This window comes from Streptomyces sp. BE303 (assembly GCF_036290945.1).
GTDB lineage: Bacteria > Actinomycetota > Actinomycetes > Streptomycetales > Streptomycetaceae > Kitasatospora.
Genome location: NZ_JAQYWZ010000709.1, coordinates 167,157 through 185,737 on the forward strand (window position 1 = coordinate 167,157; position 18,581 = coordinate 185,737).

Genomic DNA, 18,581 nt, shown 5'->3' on the forward strand with positions numbered 1-18,581 from the left:
TCTGGGTCAAGGTTGACCGTCCGGCCTCCGGGCCGGCCCACGGGGGAGCCCGGCAGCGGCGGTTCAGGGGGCCGCCGCTGCCGCGCCGGGCACCCGGACCTGCGGGAGCCGCGTTCACCGCCTACCGTGAGGGGTCATCAGCACCCCGCCGAACGGAGGCACCCAGGTGGCAGCCAAGGCCCAGCGCGAGCAGACCGGTCAGGGCGGGAGGGCCGACAGCGGCGGGCGGCCGGACGCTCCGGCGGCCGGGCGGCTGGAGCGGAAGCCCTACGAGCGGGAGCTGCTCCGGCTCCAGGAGGAGCTGGTGAAGCTCCAGGAGTGGGTGCGGGCCGAGGGCGCCCGGCTGGTCGTGGTCTTCGAGGGGCGGGACGCGGCCGGCAAGGGCGGCGCGATCAAGCGCGTGACGGAGTATCTGAACCCCCGCATCGCCAGGGTCGTCGCCCTGCCCACGCCCACCGAGCGCCAGCGCACCCAGTGGTACTTCCAGCGGTACGTCGAGCACCTGCCGGCCGCCGGGGAGATCGTGCTGTTCGACCGCAGCTGGTACAACCGGGCCGGGGTGGAGAAGGTGATGGGCTTCTGCACCGACGAGGAGTACTGGCAGTTCCTGCACCAGTGCCCGATCTTCGAGCGGATGCTCGCCGAGTCCGGCCTGCTGCTGCGCAAGTACTGGTTCTCGGTCAGCGACACCGAGCAGGAGCGGCGCTTCCGGGACCGGCTGGCGGACCCGATGAAGCGGTGGAAGCTCTCGCCGATGGACGTCGAGTCGGTCGCCCACTGGGAGGACTACTCGCGGGCCAAGGACGAGATGTTCCTCCACACCGACACCCCTGAGTCGCCCTGGCACGTGGTGGAGAGCGACGACAAGCGGCGGGCCCGGATCAACATGATCGCCCACCTGCTCTCCACCGTCCCCTACCGGGAGGTCAGCCCCCGGGAGATCGTCCTGCCGCCCCGGCCCGCCTCGCGCGGCTACCAGCGGCCCCCGCGCGACCTGCAGAAGTACGTCCCGGACCACGCGGCGGGCCTCGGCCGGTCGTAGGGCTCGCCCGGCCGGGGACCGCCGTGCCCGCCCGGGCCCCGGCCGGGGACCGCTCCGGGAACGGGGAGGGGCCGGGAGGGGGCGTACTGCTCCGAACGGCTCCGCGGCGTTGCCGGACTCCCGCCCCCGGCGTGCGATGGACGTGCTCGGGAAGGCGCGGGCGGCCGGCACGGCGCCCGCCGGAGGTCAGGAGACCCGCCCATGTTCGTTCGCACGGTCTACGCCACGGGCGACCCGGCCGCACTGGACCGGACCCTCGACGGCCTCCGCGCCGAGGCCGTCGGGCTGCTCGCCCCGCAGCCCGGCTACCGCGGCTTCGGACTGTTCGCCGACCGGGAGCTCGGCATCCTCACCATGGGCTCCTGGTGGGAGAGCGCCCGGGCGGAACGCGAGAGCGACGAGCGGCTGCGCGGACGGCGGGCCGAACTGCTGGCGCCGTTCGCCGGGACGGTGACCACGGACCTCTGGCAGGCGGTGGTCGCCGCCCGGCCCGTGCAGGCCGGTCCGGGGGCCTGGTTCCGGCTGGCCCGGTTCGACTTCGACCGGGTGCAGGGCGACCGGATCGCCGCCGCCTTCCGCGAGCGGGCGCTGCCCGCGATGCAGCGGATCGACGGGTTCCTCGGCGGCTCCATGCTGTTCGCCGTCGAGGACGAGCGTGGTTCGGTGGGCGGGCTCTTCGCGGACCGGGCCGCGCTGGTGGCCTCCCGCGGCGCGGTCGCGGAGGCCCGGGCCCGGGCGGTGGCCGGCGGCGGGGTGAGGCTGCGCTCGCTGGAGGAGTTCGAGGTGATCCTGCTCGACCTGCCGAAGCAGTCGTCGCCGTAGTCGTACGCCGCGGTCGTGGTCGTGGTCGTGGTCGTAGGCCGTCGTCGTGGCCGGGGCGCCCGCGGGCGGCGGGCGGGCCGGGCTGTCGGCGGGCTCGCATAGGCTTCCGGTGTGGACGAACCGGACCTCTTCACCGCCGCCGCCGAGGAACGCCAGGCCAAGGAGCCCGGCCGGGCCCCGCTCGCCGTGCGGATGCGCCCGCGCACCCTCGACGAGGTGGCCGGCCAGCGGCAGCTGCTGAAGCCCGGCTCGCCGCTGCGCCGCCTGGTCTCCGGCTCGCGCGGCCCGGCCGCGACCAGCTCGGTGATCCTCTGGGGCCCGCCCGGCACCGGCAAGACCACGCTGGCGCACGTGATCAGCCAGGCCGTCGAGGGCCGCTTCGTCGAGCTGTCCGCGATCACCGCCGGGGTGAAGGAGGTCCGCGCGGTCATCGACGGCGCCCGCCGCGCCGTCGGCATGACCGGCCGGGAGACGGTGCTCTTCCTGGACGAGATCCACCGCTTCTCCAAGGCCCAGCAGGACTCGCTGCTGCCCGCCGTGGAGAACCGCTGGGTCACCCTGATCGCCGCGACCACCGAGAACCCGTACTTCTCGGTGATCTCCCCGCTGCTCTCCCGCTCGCTGCTGCTCACCCTGGAGTCGCTGACCGACGACGACGTCCGGGCCCTGCTGCACCGCGCGGTGGCCGACGAGCGCGGGCTGGCGGGCGCGGTGGAGCTGACCGCCGAGGCGGAGGACCACCTGGTCCGGCTGGCCGGCGGGGACGCCCGGAAGGCGCTCACGACGCTGGAGGCCGCGGCCGGGGCGGCGCTGGAGAAGGAGGAGGCCGCGATCACGCTGGCCACCACCGAGACCGCCGTCAACCAGGCCGCCGTCCGGTACGACCGGGACGGCGACCAGCACTACGACGTGGCCAGCGCGCTGATCAAGTCGATCCGGGGCAGCGACGTGGACGCCACGCTGCACTACCTGGCCCGGATGATCGAGGCGGGGGAGGACCCGCGGTTCATCGCCCGCCGGCTGATGATCTCGGCGAGCGAGGACGTCGGCCTCGCCGATCCGACGGCGCTCCAGACGGCGGTGGCGGCGGCCCAGGCGGTGGCCCTGATCGGGTTCCCGGAGGCGCGGATCATCCTCTCCCAGGCGGCGATCGCGCTGGCGCTGGCGCCCAAGTCCAACGCCGCCTACCTGGCGATCGACGCGGCGCTGGCGGACGTCCGGCAGGGGATGGCCGGGTCCGTCCCGCCGCACCTGCGGGACGCGCACTACGGCGGCGCCGGCAAGCTGGGGCACGGCCAGGGGTACCAGTACCCGCACGACCTGCCGGAGGGCATCGCGACGCAGCAGTACGCGCCGGACGCGGTGCACGGCAAGGAGTACTACCGGCCGACCCGGCGCGGCGGCGAGGCCCGGTACGCGGACGTCGTGGAGTGGACCAGGGGGCGGCTCAGGGGAGAGTGATCCCCGGGTATACTCGTGCGAAGTGCCATGTCCCGGGACGGCGGCAGGGGAGACCCTGACCGACCGGCCGCACCAGCGGGACACCGGCCACGGCCCTCCTCGGAGGGCCCAGGAGCGTCGCGCACCGTTTCGGTGTCGCGTGCAGCCCACCAGAGCACCGTGGTGGGCCACTCGTGTGCAAGCACTTCCGTGCCCGGCTCCGGAGAGCGGCTGATCGCACTGCCTTCAGGGCGGTGGGGTTGTCTCCGGGTCGCGACGAGCGACCTCCGTCAACACCTGGTGAAGCCGTAGTCGGAAGCAAGGAAGGTTTGGTTCATGGCGAACCAGAAGCGTCCCAAGGTCAAGATCGCGCGTGCGCTCGGCGTGCCGCTGACCCCGAAGTCCGTCAAGTACTTCGAGGCCCGCCCGTACCCGCCCGGCCAGCACGGCCGTGGCCGCAAGCAGAACTCGGACTACAAGGTCCGTCTGCTGGAGAAGCAGCGTCTGCGCGCCCAGTACGACCTGAGCGAGAAGCAGATGGCGCGCGCGTTCGACCGCGCGAAGAAGGCCGAGGGCAAGACCGGTGAGGCGCTCGTCGCCGAGCTGGAGACCCGTCTGGACTCGCTGGTGCTGCGTTCGGGCATCGCCCGCACCATCTACCAGGCCCGCCAGATGGTCGTCCACGGCCACATCGAGGTCAACGGCGGCAAGGTCAACAAGCCGTCGTACCAGATGAAGCCGGGCTTCGTGGTCACCGTCCGCGAGCGCAGCAAGGAGAAGGTCCCGTTCCAGGTCGCCCGTGAGGGTGGCTACGCGGGTGAGGGCCAGACCCCGAAGTACCTCGAGGTCAACCTGAAGGCCCTGGCCTTCCGCCTGGACCGTGCGCCGCAGCGCAAGGAGGTCCCGGTGATCTGTGACGAGCAGCTGGTGGTCGAGTACTACTCGCGCTGACCCGCGAGCGGTACGCCTGTCGTACCCAGCGAGCCCCCGTCGCCTTCGTGGCGACGGGGGCTCGCCCCTTTTCCGGTGCCCCGGGGACGGTGCGTCACCCGGACCGGTTCAGTACTCCTCGCCGGTCATCGCGGCGACGAGCCGCAGGTGCGGGCGGGCCTCCTCGGCGCGGTTCTGGCGCTCCAGGGTGCGCCCGAGCATCAGCCGGGCGTAGTCCTCGGCGGGGTTCGCGTCGAGCACCCGGCGCAGCTCCGCCTCGGCCCGGGACAGCTGGGCGGAGTGGAAGTAGCTGCGGGCCAGGAGCAGCCGGACCGAGAGGTTGGCCGGCTCCTCGGCCAGCACGTCCTCCAGCATCCGGGCGGCGTCCGTGTACGCCTTGGAGTCGAAGTAGAACGTCGCCATGCGGTAGTCGTCGGCGGTGTGGGTGGTCACGGGGTGCTCCTTCCGTACGGGCCGGGTGTCTCTGGCCGCTCCAGCAATGGACAGGATTCAACTATTCCCGCCCGGATCCTCGCCCGCAGCCGACGGCGGCGCCCTGCCCGGCCCGGCGGCGGTGCGGTCGCCGGCCCCCGCCGTCCCGGCCGCCGCGGGCTCAGCGCCAGACCGGTGACGGCCGCGGCGTCGGCGGCATCGGCCCGGGACCCGGCCCCGGGCTCGGCCCCGGGCCCTCCGGACGCCCGCCGCCGAGGGCCCGGCGCACGGCCGCGTCCAGGTCCAGCCGGGCGCCGCTGGCGAAGAAGTCGGTGAACTCCTGCTCGGTCAGCCCCGCGCCGGCCCGCTCCTCGCAGGCCCTGTGCGGACCGTTGAAGGTCCGCGAGCCGAAGAAGGGCTTGCCCACCGTCTGCCAGATCCGGTGCGCCGCGCCCTGCAGCACCCGGGCCTCCCGCAGGTCGCCGGGCTCGCCCGGGCCGCCCGGCTCCGTCTCCAGCAGCGCCAGCAGGTCGATCGCCAGCACGATCCCCAGCAGGTCGTTGAACAGGTGGTTGAGCCGGACGCTCTCGCGGGCCAGGGCCCGGGCCGGCCGCACCTCGCCGTTCAGCCAGTGCGAGTACGCGAGGGCGTAGAGCGCGTACGCGTACGCCCACTGCTCGCCGTGGTCCTCGCACAGCTCGCGGACCTGCGCCAGCCAGAGCTCGCCGCTCTCGCGGTCGCCCTGGAAGAGGTAGGCGATGCCCAGCTCGAACATCGCCATCAGCACGTTGCTGTTCAGCTCGCCGATGGTCCGGTAGTGCCAGAGCGCCTCCTCGAACAGCTCGGCCGCGCGGACCGGCTCGTCGCCGATCAGCGCCGCGCAGCCCTGCCGGTGCACGGCGTAGGCGAGCGCCCGGTCGTCCCCGGTGGCCAGCGCCTGCCGGCGGCACTGCTCCAGCGCGGGGCGGGCGGCGACCAGGTCCCCCTGGAGGGTGGCCGTGTAGCCGGTGACCCAGAGCGCCTTGGCCCGGGCCTCGGTCGGTTCCGGGTCCAGCGCCAGCGCCCGGTCCAGCCAGTGCCGCCCCTCGCCGAGGTGGCCGCAGCCGACCCAGTAGAACCAGAGGGTGCCGGCCAGCAGCAGCGCGAGCTGCTCCTCCCCGGGCTCGGCCAGGCAGAACTCCAGCGCGGCCCGCAGGTTGGCGTGCGCCAGCTCGGTGCGTTCGGCGGTCTCCGCCTGTCGGGGGCCGAACCACTCGACCTCGCCCCAGGTGGCCACGCCCAGGTACCAGTCACGGTGCCGGCGCAGCAGCCGCTGCTCCTCGCCGGCCGCGCGCAGCCACTGCAGCCCGTACTCGCGGACGGTGTCCAGGAGCCGGAACCGGACACCGAAGGCGCAGTCCTCGCGGAGCACCACGGACTTGGCGACCAGCTCGGTCAGCAGGTCGAGCAGCTCGTCCGGATCGACGCCGCCGCCGGCGCAGACGTACTCGGCGGCGTCCAGGTCGAAACCGCCGGCGAAGACGGAGAGGCGGGCCCAGAGTAAACGTTCCTGCACCGTGCAGAGCTCGTGACTCCAGCCGATCGTCGTGCGTAAGGTCTGATGGCGCGCGAGCGCCGTCCGGTCGCCCCCGGTCAGCAGCCGGAACCGGTCGTCCAGCCGGGCGCCGATCTGCGCCACCGACAGCGTCCGCAGCCGTCCGGCGGCCAGCTCCACCGCCAGCGGGATGCCGTCCAGCCGCCGGCAGAGCTGGGCGATCGTCTCCGCGCTCTCGGCCGTGACCTCGAAGGACGGCACCACCGCCCGGGCCCGGTCCTCGAACAACTGCACCGCGTCCGGCAGCGCCCCCGGGTGCACCGGGCCGACCGGCAGCGGCGCCAGGGTCAGCAGGTGCTCGCCGGCCGTCCGCAGCGCCACCCGGCTCGTGGTCAGCACACGCAGGCCGGGCAGCGCCCGCAGCAGCGCCCGGACGAGCTCCGCACAGGCCTCCGCCAGGTGCTCGCAGCCGTCCAGCACCAGCAGCAGCCGGCGGCCGACCAGCTGCTCGGTCAGCACGTCCAGCGGTGACCGTGCGGTGCCGTCCGTCAGCCGCAGCGCCTCCAGGACGGCGTGCCCGAGCAACTGCCGGTCCTGGACGGGCGCGACCTCGACCAGCCAGGTGCCGTCCGGGAACGCCCCGCCCGCCCGGGCCGCCGCGCGGAGCGCCAGCCGGCTCTTGCCGACCCCGCCCGGGCCGGTCACCGTCACCAGCCGCTGCCCGGCCAGCAGCCGGGCGAGTTCGGTCAGCTCCGGCTGCCGGCCGACGAAGCTGGTGACCTCCGCCGGCAGCCGCCCCGGTGCGGTCGCCCCGGGCCGCGGTGTGGATTCCCCGTCCAAGCGCTGCTCCCCGTGTGTCCCGGCCCGGGCCTGCGGTCCGGGCGTCCGTCGGGCCGCGTGGATGGCGGCCTGCCTGGCAGAACGAGGTGACCGGCGGGTAGGTTACGCGCGCGGATCGCACACCCGACCGGATCGCCGGGCGGTCCCGTCCCGGCAACCCGGTCCGGAAACCGGGCGTGGTCGCGATAGGGTTCCCCTGGAGAACCGCAAGGCGAGGGAGCGCGTCGAAGTGTCCGTGGGAGAGCTGGCCGGTCTGCTCGTCGCCGTGTTCTGGGCGGTCCTGGTCACCCTGCTCGCGGTCGTGCTGGTCCGGCTCTCGCGGGTGCTCAAGGAGGCCACCGTCCTGGTCTCCGCCGTCACCGAGCAGGCCGTGCCGCTGCTGACCGACGCCGGAGCGGCCGTGCGCAGCGCCAACGAGCAGCTGGAGCGGGTGGACGAGATCACCGCCAACGTGCAGGACGCCGCCGCCAACGCCAACGCGCTCTCCTCCACCGTCGCGGCCACCCTGGGCGGGCCGCTCGTCAAGGTCGCCGCCTTCAGCTACGGCGTGCGCAAGGCCGTCGCCAAGCAGCAGGGCGGACCGGTCCTGCCCACCCAGCCGTCCGAGCGCGAGGAGCTGGCCCGGCTGATCCGGGCCGAGGTGCGCGCCGCGACCGTCCCCAAGAGCGGCCTGCTCGCGCGGGTCCGGCGTGCGGTGAGGAGCTGACGGCATGGTGCGACGCATCTTCTGGATGGCGGTCGGCGCCGGTGCCACCGTCTGGGCCATGAACAAGGCCAACGAGGCGGTCCACCGGATCACCCCGGACAGCCTCTCCGGCACCGCCGCGCGCGGCGCGCTGAACCTGGGTGACGCGGCCAAGCGGTTCGCGCTGGACGTGAAGGCCGGGATGGCCGAGCGCGAGGAGCAGCTGCGCGAGGACCTCGGACTGGACGGCACCGCCGTCGTGGAGCCCCGTCACCGCCGCGTCCTGCGCGGCGAGCCCCAGTACCGAGCTATCTCGGCGGCGCCCGGCAGCCCGGCCGCCGCCCTGCCTCCGTCCAGCAGCGCCCGCGCACCGTCCGACGGTGCCCGCACCACCCCCCAAGCCATCGAAAAGACGCCCCGACGTGCGCTTCCGCCGCGGGGCGGTACTGACCGGAAGGACCACTAATGGAGTCGGCAGAGATCCGCCGCCGCTGGCTGCGCTTCTTCGAGGAGCGCGGCCACACCGTCGTTCCGTCGGCGTCCCTGGTCGCCGACGACCCCACCCTGCTGCTGGTCAACGCCGGCATGGTGCCGTTCAAGCCGTACTTCCTGGGCGAGGTCAAGCCGCAGTTCTCGCGCGCGACCAGCGTGCAGAAGTGCGTCCGCACCCTGGACATCGAGGAGGTCGGGAAGACCACCCGGCACGGCTCCTTCTTCCAGATGTGCGGCAACTTCTCCTTCGGCGACTACTTCAAGGAAGGCGCCATCAAGTTCGCGTGGGAGCTGCTCACCGGCTCCGTCGCGGACGGCGGCTACGGCCTGGAGAAGGAGAAGCTCTGGATCACCGTCTACCAGGACGACGACGAGGCCGAGCAGATCTGGCGTGACGTCATCGGCGTCCCGTCCGAGCGCATCCAGCGGCTCGGCATGAAGGACAACTTCTGGTCGATGGGCGTCCCCGGCCCGTGCGGCCCGTGCTCGGAGATCAACTACGACCGCGGCCCCGCGTACGGCGAGGAGGGCGGCCCGGCCGTCAACGGCGAGCGCTACCTGGAGATCTGGAACCTGGTCTTCATGCAGTACGAGCGCGGCCACGGCGACGGCAAGGACGGTTTCGAGATCCTCGGCGACCTGCCGAGCAAGAACATCGACACCGGCCTCGGCCTGGAGCGCCTCGCCGCCATCCTCCAGGGCGTCGACAACCTCTTCGAGATCGACACCAGCCGGATGATCCTGGACCGGGCGGCCGAGCTGACCGGCCACACCTACGGGGCGGACCGCCGCTCGGACGTCTCGCTGCGCGTGGTCACCGACCACATCCGCACCGCCCTGATGCTGATCGGCGACGGCGTCACCCCCGGCAACGAGGGCCGCGGCTACGTGCTGCGCCGCATCCTGCGCCGCGCCATCCGCAACATGCGGCTGCTGGGCGCCACCGGTGTGGTCGCCAAGGACCTCACCGACGTCGCCATCAAGGCGATGGCCCCGCAGTACCCGGAGCTGGAGGCCGACCGCAAGCGCATCGAGACGGTCGTCGTCGGCGAGGAGGCGGCCTTCCTGCAGACCCTGAAGGCCGGTACCAGCCTGCTGGACGCCGCGGTCACCGAGACCAAGCAGGCCGGCGGCGCGGTGCTCTCCGGCGACCAGGCCTTCAAGCTGCACGACACCTACGGCTTCCCGATCGACCTCACCCTGGAGATGGCCGAGGAGCAGGGCCTCCAGGTCGACGAGAGCGGCTTCCGCCGCCTGATGCAGGAGCAGCGGGACCGCGCCAAGGCGGACGCCAGGGCCAAGAAGATGGGCCACGCCGACGTCGCCGCCTACCGCGAGGTCGCCGACAGCTCCGGTGCCAGCATCTTCACCGGCTACACGCGCACCGAGGGCGAGGCCACCGTGGTCGGCCTGCTGGTGGACGGCGTGCCGTCGCCGGCCGCGTCCGAGGGCGACGAGGTCGAGATCATCCTCGACCGCACCCCGTTCTACGCCGAGGGCGGCGGCCAGCTCGCCGACCACGGCCGGATCCGGCTGGACTCCGGCGCGGTCGTCGAGATCCGTGACGTGCAGCAGCCCGTCCCGGGCGTGGTCGTGCACTCCGGCGGCGTGCTGTTCGGTGAGGTCGTGCTCGGCTCCGCCGCGTACGCCACGATCGACGTCGAGCGCCGCCGGGCCATCGCCCGCGCCCACTCGGCCACCCACCTGACCCACCAGGCGCTGCGCGACGCGCTCGGCCCGACGGCCGCCCAGGCCGGTTCGGAGAACGCGCCGGGCCGCTTCCGCTTCGACTTCGGCTCGCCCGCCGCCGTGCCCGGCAGCGTGCTGGTCGACGTCGAGCAGAAGATCAACGACGTGCTGACCCGCGAGCTGGAGGTCACCGCCGAGGTCATGACGATGGACCAGGCCCGCAAGGCCGGCGCCATCGCCATGTTCGGCGAGAAGTACGGCGACGAGGTCCGGGTCGTCACCATCGGCGACTTCTCCAAGGAGCTGTGCGGCGGCACGCACGTCGGCAACACCGCCCAGCTGGGCCTGGTGAAGCTGCTCGGCGAGTCCTCGATCGGCTCCGGCGTGCGCCGCGTCGAGGCGCTGGTCGGCGCCGACGCGTACCGCTTCCTGGCCCGTGAGCACACCGTGGTCGCCCAGCTCACCGAGCTGGTCAAGGGTCGCCCGGAGGAGCTGCCGGAGAAGATCTCCGGCATGCTCGCCAAGCTCAAGGACGCCGAGAAGGAGATCGACCGCTTCCGCGCCGAGAAGGTGCTCGCGGCTGCCGCGGGCCTCGCCGACTCGGCCGAGGACGTGCGCGGCATCGCCGTGGTGGCCGCCAGGATCGGCGACGGCACCGGCGCGGACGAGCTGCGCAAGCTGGTCCTGGACGTGCGCGGCCGGCTGGGCTCGCGCCCGGCCGTGGTCGCCGCGTTCACCGTGGCGAACGGCCGCCCGCTGACCGTGATCGCCACCAACGAGGACGCCCGCGGGCGCGGCATCAAGGCCGGCGAGCTGGTCCGCACCGCGGCCAAGACCCTCGGCGGCGGCGGTGGCGGCAAGGACGACGTCGCCCAGGGCGGCGGCACCGACCCGGCCGCGGTCGACGCGGCCATCGCGGCCGTGCGCGGCCTGGTCGCGGAGCGCGCCTCCTGATGGACGAGCAGGTCGAGGAGCGGCCCTTCCGGCGCGGGCGGCGGATCGCCGTCGACGTCGGGGACGCCCGGATCGGGGTCGCGTCCTGCGACCCCGACGGGGTGCTCGCCACGCCGGTCGAGACCGTCCCGGCCGGGGCGAAGTCGCAGGCCAGGATCGCCGCGATCGTCGAGGAGTACGAGGCGGTCGAGGTGATCGTCGGACTGCCGCGCTCGCTCAGCGGCAAGGAGGGGCCGGCGGCGGAGAAGGTCCGGGGCTACGCGGCCCGGCTGGCCAACCGGCTCTGGCCGGTACCGGTCCGGCTGGTCGACGAGCGGATGTCCACCGTCACCGCGACCCACGGGCTGCGCGCCTCCGGGGTCAAGGCGAAGAAGGGCCGCTCGGTGGTCGACCAGGCCGCCGCCGTGGTGATCCTGCAGACCGCCCTTGAGTCCGAACGGGTGAGCGGACGCCCGCCCGGTGAGAGCGTCGGGGCGGACGGCTGACCGCCCTGGTCTAACGTCCCGGTGAGGGGCCCGTGCGGACGCGTCCGCACGGGCCCCTCTGCCGTTGCCGTCGTGCGCTTTCCGCGCGGGCCCGCCGAGGGGGCGCAGTGACCGACCTGGACTTCACGCCCGGACTCACCCCCGGCCACCTCGGTGCGCCGGTGCTCGAACCGGAGGGCCGCCCGCCGGGCGCGCCCCGCCCGAGACCTGACGCGCCGGACCCGCACCGCCGGCGCAACGGGCTGGCCTGCCTGCTGACCGCGCTCTCGCTGATCGCGGTGTTCGGCGGGGCCGGGCTGGCCGGGTTCAGCTGGATCCAGGGGCAGCGCAAGCCGTCGGTCGCCGCGGACTACGCGGGCGCGGGATCCGGTTCCGTCCAGGTCTCGGTGCCGGAGGGCGCCGGGCTGAGCCAGATCGCCTCGGCGCTGGTGCGCAACGGCGTCGTCGCCAGCTCGACCGCCTTCACCCGGGCGGCCAAGGGCAGCGCCGCCGCCGCCGGGCGCATCCAGCCCGGCACCTACACGCTCCGGCAGAAGATGTCGGCGGCTGCCGCGCTCGCCGTGCTGGTCGACCCGGCCAACGCCAACGGCCTGACCATCCCCGAGGGGTGGCGCGGCAGCCAGATCTACGCGGCGATCGACCGGAAGCTCCAGCTGCCCGAGGGCAGCACCGAGAAGGCCGCGCAGGAGCAGGCCGCCGAACTGGGCCTGCCGGAGTTCACCAACGGCAGCCCCGAGGGGTACCTCTTCCCCGCGACGTACAGCGTCACCGAGGGCACCGACGCGGTCGACCTGCTCCAGCAGATGGTCGAGCGGGCCGGCAAGGAGTTCGCCCGGGACGACGCGGAGGTCGTCGCGCAGAACCTCGGCCAGAGCCTGTACGGGCTGGTGACCATCGCCAGCATGATCCAGGGCGAGGCCGACAACGCCGAGGACATGGGCAAGGTCTCCCGGGTCATCTACAACCGGCTGGCGAAGAACATGCCGCTCCAGCTGGACTCGACGATCAACTACGCGCTCGGGCGGTCGACGCTGAACACCAGCGTCACGGACACCCGGCTCGACTCGCCGTACAACACCTACCGGCACGCCGGGCTGCCGCCGACGCCGATCTCCAACCCGGGGCGGCAGGCGATCATGGCGGCGGTCGACCCGACGGCGGGGGACTGGCTCTACTTCGTCACGGTGAAGCCCGGGGACACCCGGTTCACCGACAGCTTCGAGGTGCAGCAGAAGAACGTGGCGGAGTTCAACGCCACCCGGGTGTCGGCGAGCCCGACGGCCACGGCGTCCGAGTCCTCCTCGGCGTCGGCCGGTGCGTCGGCGCCGTCCGGGGAGGCCGGGCACTGACGGTGTCGTCCCTGCCCCGCGGGGGTGAGGTGACGGTTCGGGGGTGGTGCGGCGCCGGTCCGGTGAAGGTCCGCCGGACCGGCGCGGCGGTCGTTCCCCCGAGGTCCACCGGCCGCGTACGGAGGGCCCCTTCGACGGCCGACGGCTCGGCCGGGAGACGGTCTGCGGTACGGTAGCGTCTCCGTCCAGGTGTTGCGCTAGCACGCCGGTTCGAGAATCAGCCGGGACACCGTCCCGGACGGCCGGGCCGATCCTCCGGTCGTCTCCGTCGGTATAAGGGGATCAATGACCGATCTGGGTCGGGGCTACGGCCCCCAGGGCTCCGAGCCGTGGAATCCGGACGATCCCGGGTACGGCGGTCAGCAGCCGGTCCCCGGCCAGCAGGACGGGCAGTGGCAGCAGCACTCCCAGCAGGCGCAGTACGGCGGCGGTGAACAGGGGTACCCGCAGCAGCAGATGCAGCCCGGCGCGGGCCAGCAGGGCATGGGGCAGCAGGGTTACCCCCAGCCGGGTCAGCAGCAGGGGCACCAGCAGCAGGGTTACCCGCAGCAGAATCAGCAGCAGGGCTACTCGCAGCAGGGTCAGCAGCAGGGCTACCCGCCGCAGGGGCAGGGCCAGCAGCAGTTCGCCGGCGGCCAGCAGGGTTACCCGCAGCAGCAGATGCCGCAGGGCACGCCGCAGCAGCCCGTACCGCAGCAGCCCGTACCCCAGCAGGCCGGGGCCCCGCAGGCCGGACCGCGGCAGCAGAAGGCGCCCGCCGCCGCGCAGCCCTCGGGCCCGGGCCCGGACGGCATCGACTGGGAGGCCGAGGCCGCCGCGCTGGAGGCCGGCGCCGACGGGCCGGAGACCGGCCCCGAGCACGCCGAGGACGAGTGGGACGGCCACGAGGAGGAGTACTCCGAGGACGCCGGCGAAGCGCCCGACGAGCAGGACGGGTTCCTCGGCGACCAGGACCAGTCCCGCGAGGCCAAGAAGAAGCGCAAGGAGAAGGGCAAGAAGTCGGGGCGCCGCAACGGCGGCGCCTGCCTGGTGGTCGCCCTGGTGCTGGTCGGTGCCGTGGGCGGCGCCGGCTGGTGGGGCTACGGCTTCTACCAGGACCACTTCGGCCCGCCGCCGGACTTCGTCGGCCAGGGTTCCGGCTCGACGACGGTCGAGATCAAGCAGGGCGCCGTGGGGGCCCAGATGGGCGCCGCGCTGAAGGCGGCCGGCGTGGTCAAGAGCGTCGACGCCTTCAGCAAGGCGTGCGAGAAGAACCCCAAGTGCACCACCATCCAGTACGGCACCTACACCCTCCCCCGCGAGATGTCCGCCGAGGCCGCGGTCGCGGCCCTCGTGGACGCGAACGGCGGCGAGAAGCTGATCGTCCAGGAGGGGCTGACGTCCACCGCCACCTTCGTGAAGATCGACGACAAGCTGAAGCTGGCCAAGGGCACCACGGCCGAGGTCGCCAAGGCCCAGGTCGGCAGCCTCGGCCTGCCCGCGTACGCCAACGGCAACATCGAGGGCTTCCTCTGGCCGGCCCGCTACTCGATCTCCGAGGGCATGAAGCCCGAGGACCTGCTCAAGCAGATGGTCAAGAACGCCGTCGAGCGCTATGCGAGCCTGGACGCGGAGGCCCCCAAGATCGGCCTCAAGAACGGCTACGAGGTGGTCATCGAGGCGAGCATCCTCCAGGCCGAGGGCAACAACCCGCAGGACTTCGCCAAGATGGCCCGGACCATCCAGAACCGGCTGGCCGACAAGGGCAAGATCGACGGCAAGCTCGGCATGGACACCACGCTGCAGTACGCGCTGGGCCGCAAGGTGCTCGACAAGAAGGACATCAACGACGCGTCCAACAAGTACAACACCTACTACAATCCGGGCCTGCCGCCCGGGCCGATCTCCAACCCGGGCGACGCCGCGCTCAAGGCGACGCTGAACCCGGCGGACGGCAAGTGGCTGTACTTCATCGCGATGTCGCCGGAGCTGACCCTGTTCGCGGACACGGACACCGAGCACGCGACCAACGTCGAGCAGTACTGCAAGGCGAACGGCCAGAAGTTCGACAAGGTGGCCGTCCACTGCACGACGAAGTGACAGCTGCTCAGGGAGACACCAGCGTGACCAGCAAGCACCGGGCCGCCGTCCTCGGCTCGCCGATCGCCCACTCGCTCTCGCCGGACCTGCACCGGGCGGCCTTCGCGGCGCTCGGGCTGGACGGCTGGCGCTACGACCGCTTCGAGGTCGACGAGGAGGGCCTGCCCGCCTTCCTCGACGGGCTGGACGAGGCCCAGTGGGCGGGCTTCTCGCTCACGATGCCGCTCAAGCGCGCGGTCATCCCGCTGCTCGACGGGATCAGCGACGCCGCCCGCGCGGTCGAGGCGGTGAACACCGTGGTGTTCACCGCCGACGGGCGGCGGACCGGTGACAACACCGACATCCCCGGGCTGGTCAACGCACTGCGCGAGCGCGGCGTCACCGACGTCCCCTCGGCGGCCGTGCTCGGCGCCGGAGCCACCGCCTCCTCCGCGCTGGCGGCGCTGGCCCTGATCGGCACCCGCGAGGTGACCGTCTACGTGCGCAGCCCCGAGCGGGCCCGGGAGATGGCGGAGCTGGGGGAGCGGCTCGGCGTCGTCGTCCGGACCGCCGACTGGGCGCGCGGTGCGGAGGCGCTGGCCGAACCGCTGACCGTCTCCACCACGCCGGCCGGGGCCACCGACGGCTTCGCCGACGCGCTGCCGGCCGAGCCGGGCGCGCTGTTCGACGTGCTCTACCACCCGTGGCCGACGAAGCTGGCGGCGGTCTGCGCGGAGCGCGGGTCGACCGTGCTGGGCGGGCTGGACCTGCTGGTGCACCAGGCGGTGCTGCAGGACGAGCTCTTCACCGGGCGGGTGCCCGGCCCGCTGGCGGCGGTCCGCGCGGCGGGCGAGGCGGCGCTCGCCGGGCGCTGAGCCCGACCTCCCCCGGTCGTCCCGTCCGCCGTTCGGCCGGTCGCTGTCCGTCACCCGGACCGTGCGTCCGGGTGGTCCCGCGGCATGAAAGGATTCGGGGGAGAAGGCATGCACGCCCGGGCGGGTCGCGGCTGCGCGGCCGGTCCGCTGATGAAGGAGCTCCGTTGGGTACGTTGCGCTGGCTGACGGCGGGGGAGTCGCACGGCCCCGCACTCGTCGCGACGCTGGAGGGCCTGCCCGCCGGTGTACCGGTCACCACGGCCGTGGTGGCCGACGCGCTGGCGCGTCGCCGGCTCGGCTACGGCCGCGGCGCACGGATGAAGTTCGAGCAGGACGAGGTGACCTTCCTCGGCGGCGTCCGGCACGGCGAGACCATGGGCAGCCCGGTGGCGATCATGGTCGGCAACACCGAGTGGCCGAAGTGGGAGCAGGTCATGTCGGCCGACCCGGTCGACCCCGAGGTGCTGGCCGGTCTCGGCCGCAACGAGGCGCTCACCCGCCCCCGCCCCGGCCACGCCGACCTGGCCGGCATGCAGAAGTACTCGCTCGACGAGGCCCGCCCGATCCTGGAGCGCGCCAGCGCCCGTGAGACGGCCGCCCGGGTCGCGCTCGGCGCCGTCGCCCGCGCGTTCCTCAAGGAGACCTGCGGCATCGAGATCGTCAGCCACGTGGTCGAGCTGGCGGCCGCCAAGGCCCCGGCCGGTGTGCTGCCGCTGCCGTCCGACGAGGCGAGGCTGGACGCGGACCCGGTCCGCTGCCTGGACCCCGACGCCTCCGAGGCGATGGTCGCCGAGATCGACCAGGCCCACAAGGACGGCGACACCCTCGGCGGTGTGGTCGAGGTCCTCGCCTACGGCGTGCCGGTCGGCCTCGGCTCCCACGTGCACTGGGACCGCCGGCTGGACGCCCGTCTGGCCGCCGCGCTGATGGGCATCCAGGCGATCAAGGGCGTCGAGGTCGGCGACGGCTTCGACCTGGCCCGGGTGCCCGGCTCCCAGGCGCACGACGAGATCGTCCCGACCCCCGAGGGCGCCCGGCGCACCTCCGGGCGTTCCGGTGGCACCGAGGGCGGCCTCTCCACCGGCGAGCTGCTGCGGGTGCGCGCCGCGATGAAGCCGATCGCGACCGTTCCGCGCGCGCTGCGCACCATCGACGTGCGGACCGGCGAGCCGGCCAAGGCGCACCACCAGCGTTCCGACGTCTGCGCCGTGCCGGCCGCCGGCATCGTCGCGGAGGCGATGGTCGCCCTGGTGCTGGCCGACGCGGTGAGCGAGAAGTTCGGCGGTGACCACGTGTCGGAGACCCGCCGCAACGTGCGGAGCTACCTCGACCACCTGGTCGTCCGATGACCGCACCCGTCGTGGTGCTGGTCGGGCCGCCCGGCAGTGGCAAGTCCACCGTCGGGCAGACCGTCGCCGAGCGGCTCGGCGTCGGGTTCCGGGACACCGACGCGGACGTCGAGGCACAGGCGGGCAAGCCCATCCCCGACATCTTCATCGACGAGGGCGAGCCGCACTTCCGCGCGCTGGAGGCGGCGGCCGTGCGGGCCGCCGCCGCGACCCACGGCGGCGTGCTCGCGCTCGGCGGCGGCGCGGTGATGGCGGACGCCACCCGAGACCTGCTGCGCGGGCTGCCGGTGGTCTTCCTGGAGGTCCCGCTGGCCGACGCGGTCAAGCGGGTCGGCCTCGACGCCCCCCGCCCGCTGCTGGCCGTCAACCCGCGGGCCCGCTGGCGCGAGCTGATGGAGGCCCGTCGTCCCCTCTACCTGGAGGTGGCCACCGCCGTCGTCGACACCGCCGGCCGCACCCCCGGGCAGGTCGCGGACGCCGTACTGGAAGCACTGGAGCTGAAGACCCCCCATGACTGACATCGTCACGATCCACGTCGGCGGCAGTGCCGGCCACGACCCGTACGACGTGCTGATCGGGCACCAGTTGCTCGGCGAGCTGGCGCCGTTGATCGGCGGCCGGGCCCGGCGGGTGGCGATCATCCACCCGGAGGCGCTGGAGGCCACCGCCGAGGCGGTCCGGGAGGACCTGCTCGGTGAGGGCTACGAGGCGATCGCCCTCCAGGTGCCCAACGCCGAGGAGGCCAAGAGCGCCGAGGTCGCCGCCTACTGCTGGTCGGTGCTCGGCCAGACCGGCTTCACCCGCAGCGACGTCGTCGTCGGCCTCGGCGGCGGTGCCACCACCGACCTGGCCGGCTTCGTCGCCGCCACCTGGCTGCGCGGGGTCCGCTGGATCTCGATGCCCACCACGCTGCTCGGCATGGTCGACGCGGCGGTCGGCGGCAAGACCGGCATCAACATCGCCGAGGGCAAGAACATGGTCGGCTCCTTCCACCCGCCGGTGGGCGTGCTGGCCGACCTCGGCACCCTGGAGACGGTTCCGAAGCACGACTACGTGTCCGGCCTCGCCGAGGTCGTCAAGTGCGGCTTCATCGCCGACCCGGCCATCCTCGACCTGATCGAGGCCGACCCGGAGGGCGCCAGGACGCCCGCCGGGCCGCACACCGTCGAGCTGATCCGGCGCGCCATCCAGGTCAAGGCCGACGTGGTCTCCGGCGACCTCAAGGAGTCCGGCCGGCGGGAGATCCTCAACTACGGGCACACCCTCGGTCACGCCATCGAGCGCAACGAGCGGTACAAGTGGCGGCACGGCGCCGCGATCTCGATCGGCATGGTGTTCGCCGCCGAACTGGGCCGGCTGGCCGGGCGGCTGGACGACGAGACCGCCGACCGGCACCGCAGCGTGCTGGCCTCGGTCGGTCTGCCGCTCAGCTACCGCGCGGACGCCTGGCCGAAGCTGCTGGACGCGATGAAGATCGACAAGAAGTCCCGCGGCGACCTGATCCGGTTCATCGTGCTGGACGGCCTCGGCAAGACCTCCGTGCTGGAGGGCCCCGACCCGTCCCTGCTGGTCGCGGCCTACGCGGAGGTCTCCTCGTGACCAGGG

16 protein-coding genes are annotated in these 18,581 nt (G+C 73.5%); 14 read left to right on the forward strand and 2 right to left on the reverse strand.

What is annotated here, in order from left to right:
* Nucleotides 1-253 precede the first annotated feature (253 nt).
* The 4 genes from ppk2 (at nucleotide 254) to rpsD (ending at nucleotide 4,255) form a co-directional block, all read left to right on the forward strand.
* Nucleotides 254-1,042, forward strand: a complete 789-nt coding sequence (gene ppk2, locus PUR56_RS19255; RefSeq protein WP_329882375.1) for a polyphosphate kinase 2 — start codon at nucleotides 254-256, stop codon at nucleotides 1,040-1,042.
* 201 nt (nucleotides 1,043-1,243) lie between these two features.
* Nucleotides 1,244-1,864 (forward strand): hypothetical protein, encoded by a 621-nt coding sequence (locus PUR56_RS19260; RefSeq protein WP_329949844.1) that lies wholly within the window; start codon nucleotides 1,244-1,246, stop codon nucleotides 1,862-1,864.
* A 111-nt stretch (nucleotides 1,865-1,975) separates the two neighbouring features.
* Entirely contained in the window at nucleotides 1,976-3,325 is a 1,350-nt protein-coding gene (locus PUR56_RS19265) for a replication-associated recombination protein A (protein WP_329882243.1), read from the forward strand.
* Between the two features lie 315 nt (nucleotides 3,326-3,640).
* Nucleotides 3,641-4,255: a 30S ribosomal protein S4 gene (rpsD, locus tag PUR56_RS19270; RefSeq protein ID WP_063346792.1), complete on the forward strand. Its 615-nt coding sequence runs from the start codon at nucleotides 3,641-3,643 to the stop codon at nucleotides 4,253-4,255.
* Nucleotides 4,256-4,363: 108 nt separating this feature from the next.
* On the opposite strand, the gene PUR56_RS19275 is transcribed toward rpsD, so the two are convergent.
* Together PUR56_RS19275 and PUR56_RS19280 are read right to left on the reverse strand one after the other, a co-directional pair.
* A complete protein-coding gene (locus PUR56_RS19275; protein WP_329882373.1) occupies nucleotides 4,364-4,657 on the reverse strand; it encodes a tetratricopeptide repeat protein in 294 nt (97 codons plus the stop codon).
* A 190-nt stretch (nucleotides 4,658-4,847) separates the two neighbouring features.
* Complete coding sequence (locus tag PUR56_RS19280) at nucleotides 4,848-7,040, reverse strand: ATP-binding protein (RefSeq protein WP_329949845.1); 2,193 nt, start codon at nucleotides 7,038-7,040, stop codon at nucleotides 4,848-4,850.
* 229 nt (nucleotides 7,041-7,269) lie between these two features.
* On the opposite strand from PUR56_RS19280, the gene PUR56_RS19285 reads away from it, so the two are divergent.
* The 10 genes from PUR56_RS19285 to aroB all read left to right on the forward strand — a co-directional run bounded on the left by PUR56_RS19285 (nucleotide 7,270) and on the right by aroB (nucleotide 18,575).
* Nucleotides 7,270-7,746, forward strand: coding sequence for a DUF948 domain-containing protein (locus tag PUR56_RS19285; protein ID WP_329882241.1), 477 nt, complete (start codon nucleotides 7,270-7,272; stop codon nucleotides 7,744-7,746).
* A 4-nt stretch (nucleotides 7,747-7,750) separates the two neighbouring features.
* On the forward strand, nucleotides 7,751-8,191 hold the full coding sequence (locus tag PUR56_RS19290; protein ID WP_329949846.1) for a DUF6167 family protein: 441 nt from the start codon (nucleotides 7,751-7,753) through the stop codon (nucleotides 8,189-8,191).
* Nucleotides 8,191-10,860, forward strand: coding sequence for an alanine--tRNA ligase (gene alaS, locus PUR56_RS19295; RefSeq protein ID WP_329882239.1), 2,670 nt, complete (start codon nucleotides 8,191-8,193; stop codon nucleotides 10,858-10,860). Before PUR56_RS19290 ends, alaS begins: the two co-directional genes overlap by 1 nt.
* Nucleotides 10,860-11,345: a Holliday junction resolvase RuvX gene (gene ruvX, locus PUR56_RS19300; protein WP_329949847.1), complete on the forward strand. Its 486-nt coding sequence runs from the start codon at nucleotides 10,860-10,862 to the stop codon at nucleotides 11,343-11,345. Before alaS ends, ruvX begins: the two co-directional genes overlap by 1 nt.
* Before the next feature lie 107 nt (nucleotides 11,346-11,452).
* Nucleotides 11,453-12,694 carry an endolytic transglycosylase MltG gene (gene mltG / locus PUR56_RS19305; protein WP_329949848.1) on the forward strand — a complete coding sequence of 414 codons (1,242 nt, stop codon included), beginning with the start codon at nucleotides 11,453-11,455 and terminating at the stop codon, nucleotides 12,692-12,694.
* A 285-nt stretch (nucleotides 12,695-12,979) separates the two neighbouring features.
* The gene (gene mltG, locus PUR56_RS19310) at nucleotides 12,980-14,773 is read left to right on the forward strand and encodes an endolytic transglycosylase MltG (protein ID WP_329949849.1); all 1,794 of its coding nucleotides are present in this window, start codon (nucleotides 12,980-12,982) and stop codon (nucleotides 14,771-14,773) included.
* 23 nt (nucleotides 14,774-14,796) lie between these two features.
* A complete protein-coding gene (locus PUR56_RS19315) occupies nucleotides 14,797-15,627 on the forward strand; it encodes a shikimate dehydrogenase (RefSeq protein WP_329949850.1) in 831 nt (276 codons plus the stop codon).
* Between the two features lie 164 nt (nucleotides 15,628-15,791).
* Nucleotides 15,792-16,976, forward strand: a complete 1,185-nt coding sequence (aroC, locus tag PUR56_RS19320) for a chorismate synthase (RefSeq protein ID WP_329882233.1) — start codon at nucleotides 15,792-15,794, stop codon at nucleotides 16,974-16,976.
* Entirely contained in the window at nucleotides 16,973-17,494 is a 522-nt protein-coding gene (locus tag PUR56_RS19325; RefSeq protein WP_329882232.1) for a shikimate kinase, read from the forward strand. Before aroC ends, PUR56_RS19325 begins: the two co-directional genes overlap by 4 nt.
* The gene (aroB, locus tag PUR56_RS19330; RefSeq protein WP_329882231.1) at nucleotides 17,487-18,575 is read left to right on the forward strand and encodes a 3-dehydroquinate synthase; all 1,089 of its coding nucleotides are present in this window, start codon (nucleotides 17,487-17,489) and stop codon (nucleotides 18,573-18,575) included. The genes PUR56_RS19325 and aroB overlap by 8 nt, the downstream gene beginning before the upstream one ends.
* The last annotated feature ends 6 nt before the right edge of the window (nucleotides 18,576-18,581 follow it).

What these genes read in the sequence shown, in the direction of transcription:
- PUR56_RS19260 (WP_329949844.1), top strand. Translation starts at nt 1,244, where the DNA reads ATGTTCGTTCGCACGGTCTACGCCACGGGCGACCCGGCCGCACTGGAC.
- rpsD (WP_063346792.1), top strand. Translation starts at nt 3,641, where the DNA reads ATGGCGAACCAGAAGCGTCCCAAGGTCAAGATCGCGCGTGCGCTCGGC.
- PUR56_RS19275 (WP_329882373.1), bottom strand. Translation starts at nt 4,657, where the DNA reads ATGGCGACGTTCTACTTCGACTCCAAGGCGTACACGGACGCCGCCCGG.
- PUR56_RS19290 (WP_329949846.1), top strand. Translation starts at nt 7,751, where the DNA reads ATGGTGCGACGCATCTTCTGGATGGCGGTCGGCGCCGGTGCCACCGTC.
- alaS (WP_329882239.1), top strand. Translation starts at nt 8,191, where the DNA reads ATGGAGTCGGCAGAGATCCGCCGCCGCTGGCTGCGCTTCTTCGAGGAG.
- ruvX (WP_329949847.1), top strand. Translation starts at nt 10,860, where the DNA reads ATGGACGAGCAGGTCGAGGAGCGGCCCTTCCGGCGCGGGCGGCGGATC.
- mltG (WP_329949849.1), top strand. Translation starts at nt 12,980, where the DNA reads ATGACCGATCTGGGTCGGGGCTACGGCCCCCAGGGCTCCGAGCCGTGG.
- PUR56_RS19325 (WP_329882232.1), top strand. Translation starts at nt 16,973, where the DNA reads ATGACCGCACCCGTCGTGGTGCTGGTCGGGCCGCCCGGCAGTGGCAAG.
- aroB (WP_329882231.1), top strand. Translation starts at nt 17,487, where the DNA reads ATGACTGACATCGTCACGATCCACGTCGGCGGCAGTGCCGGCCACGAC.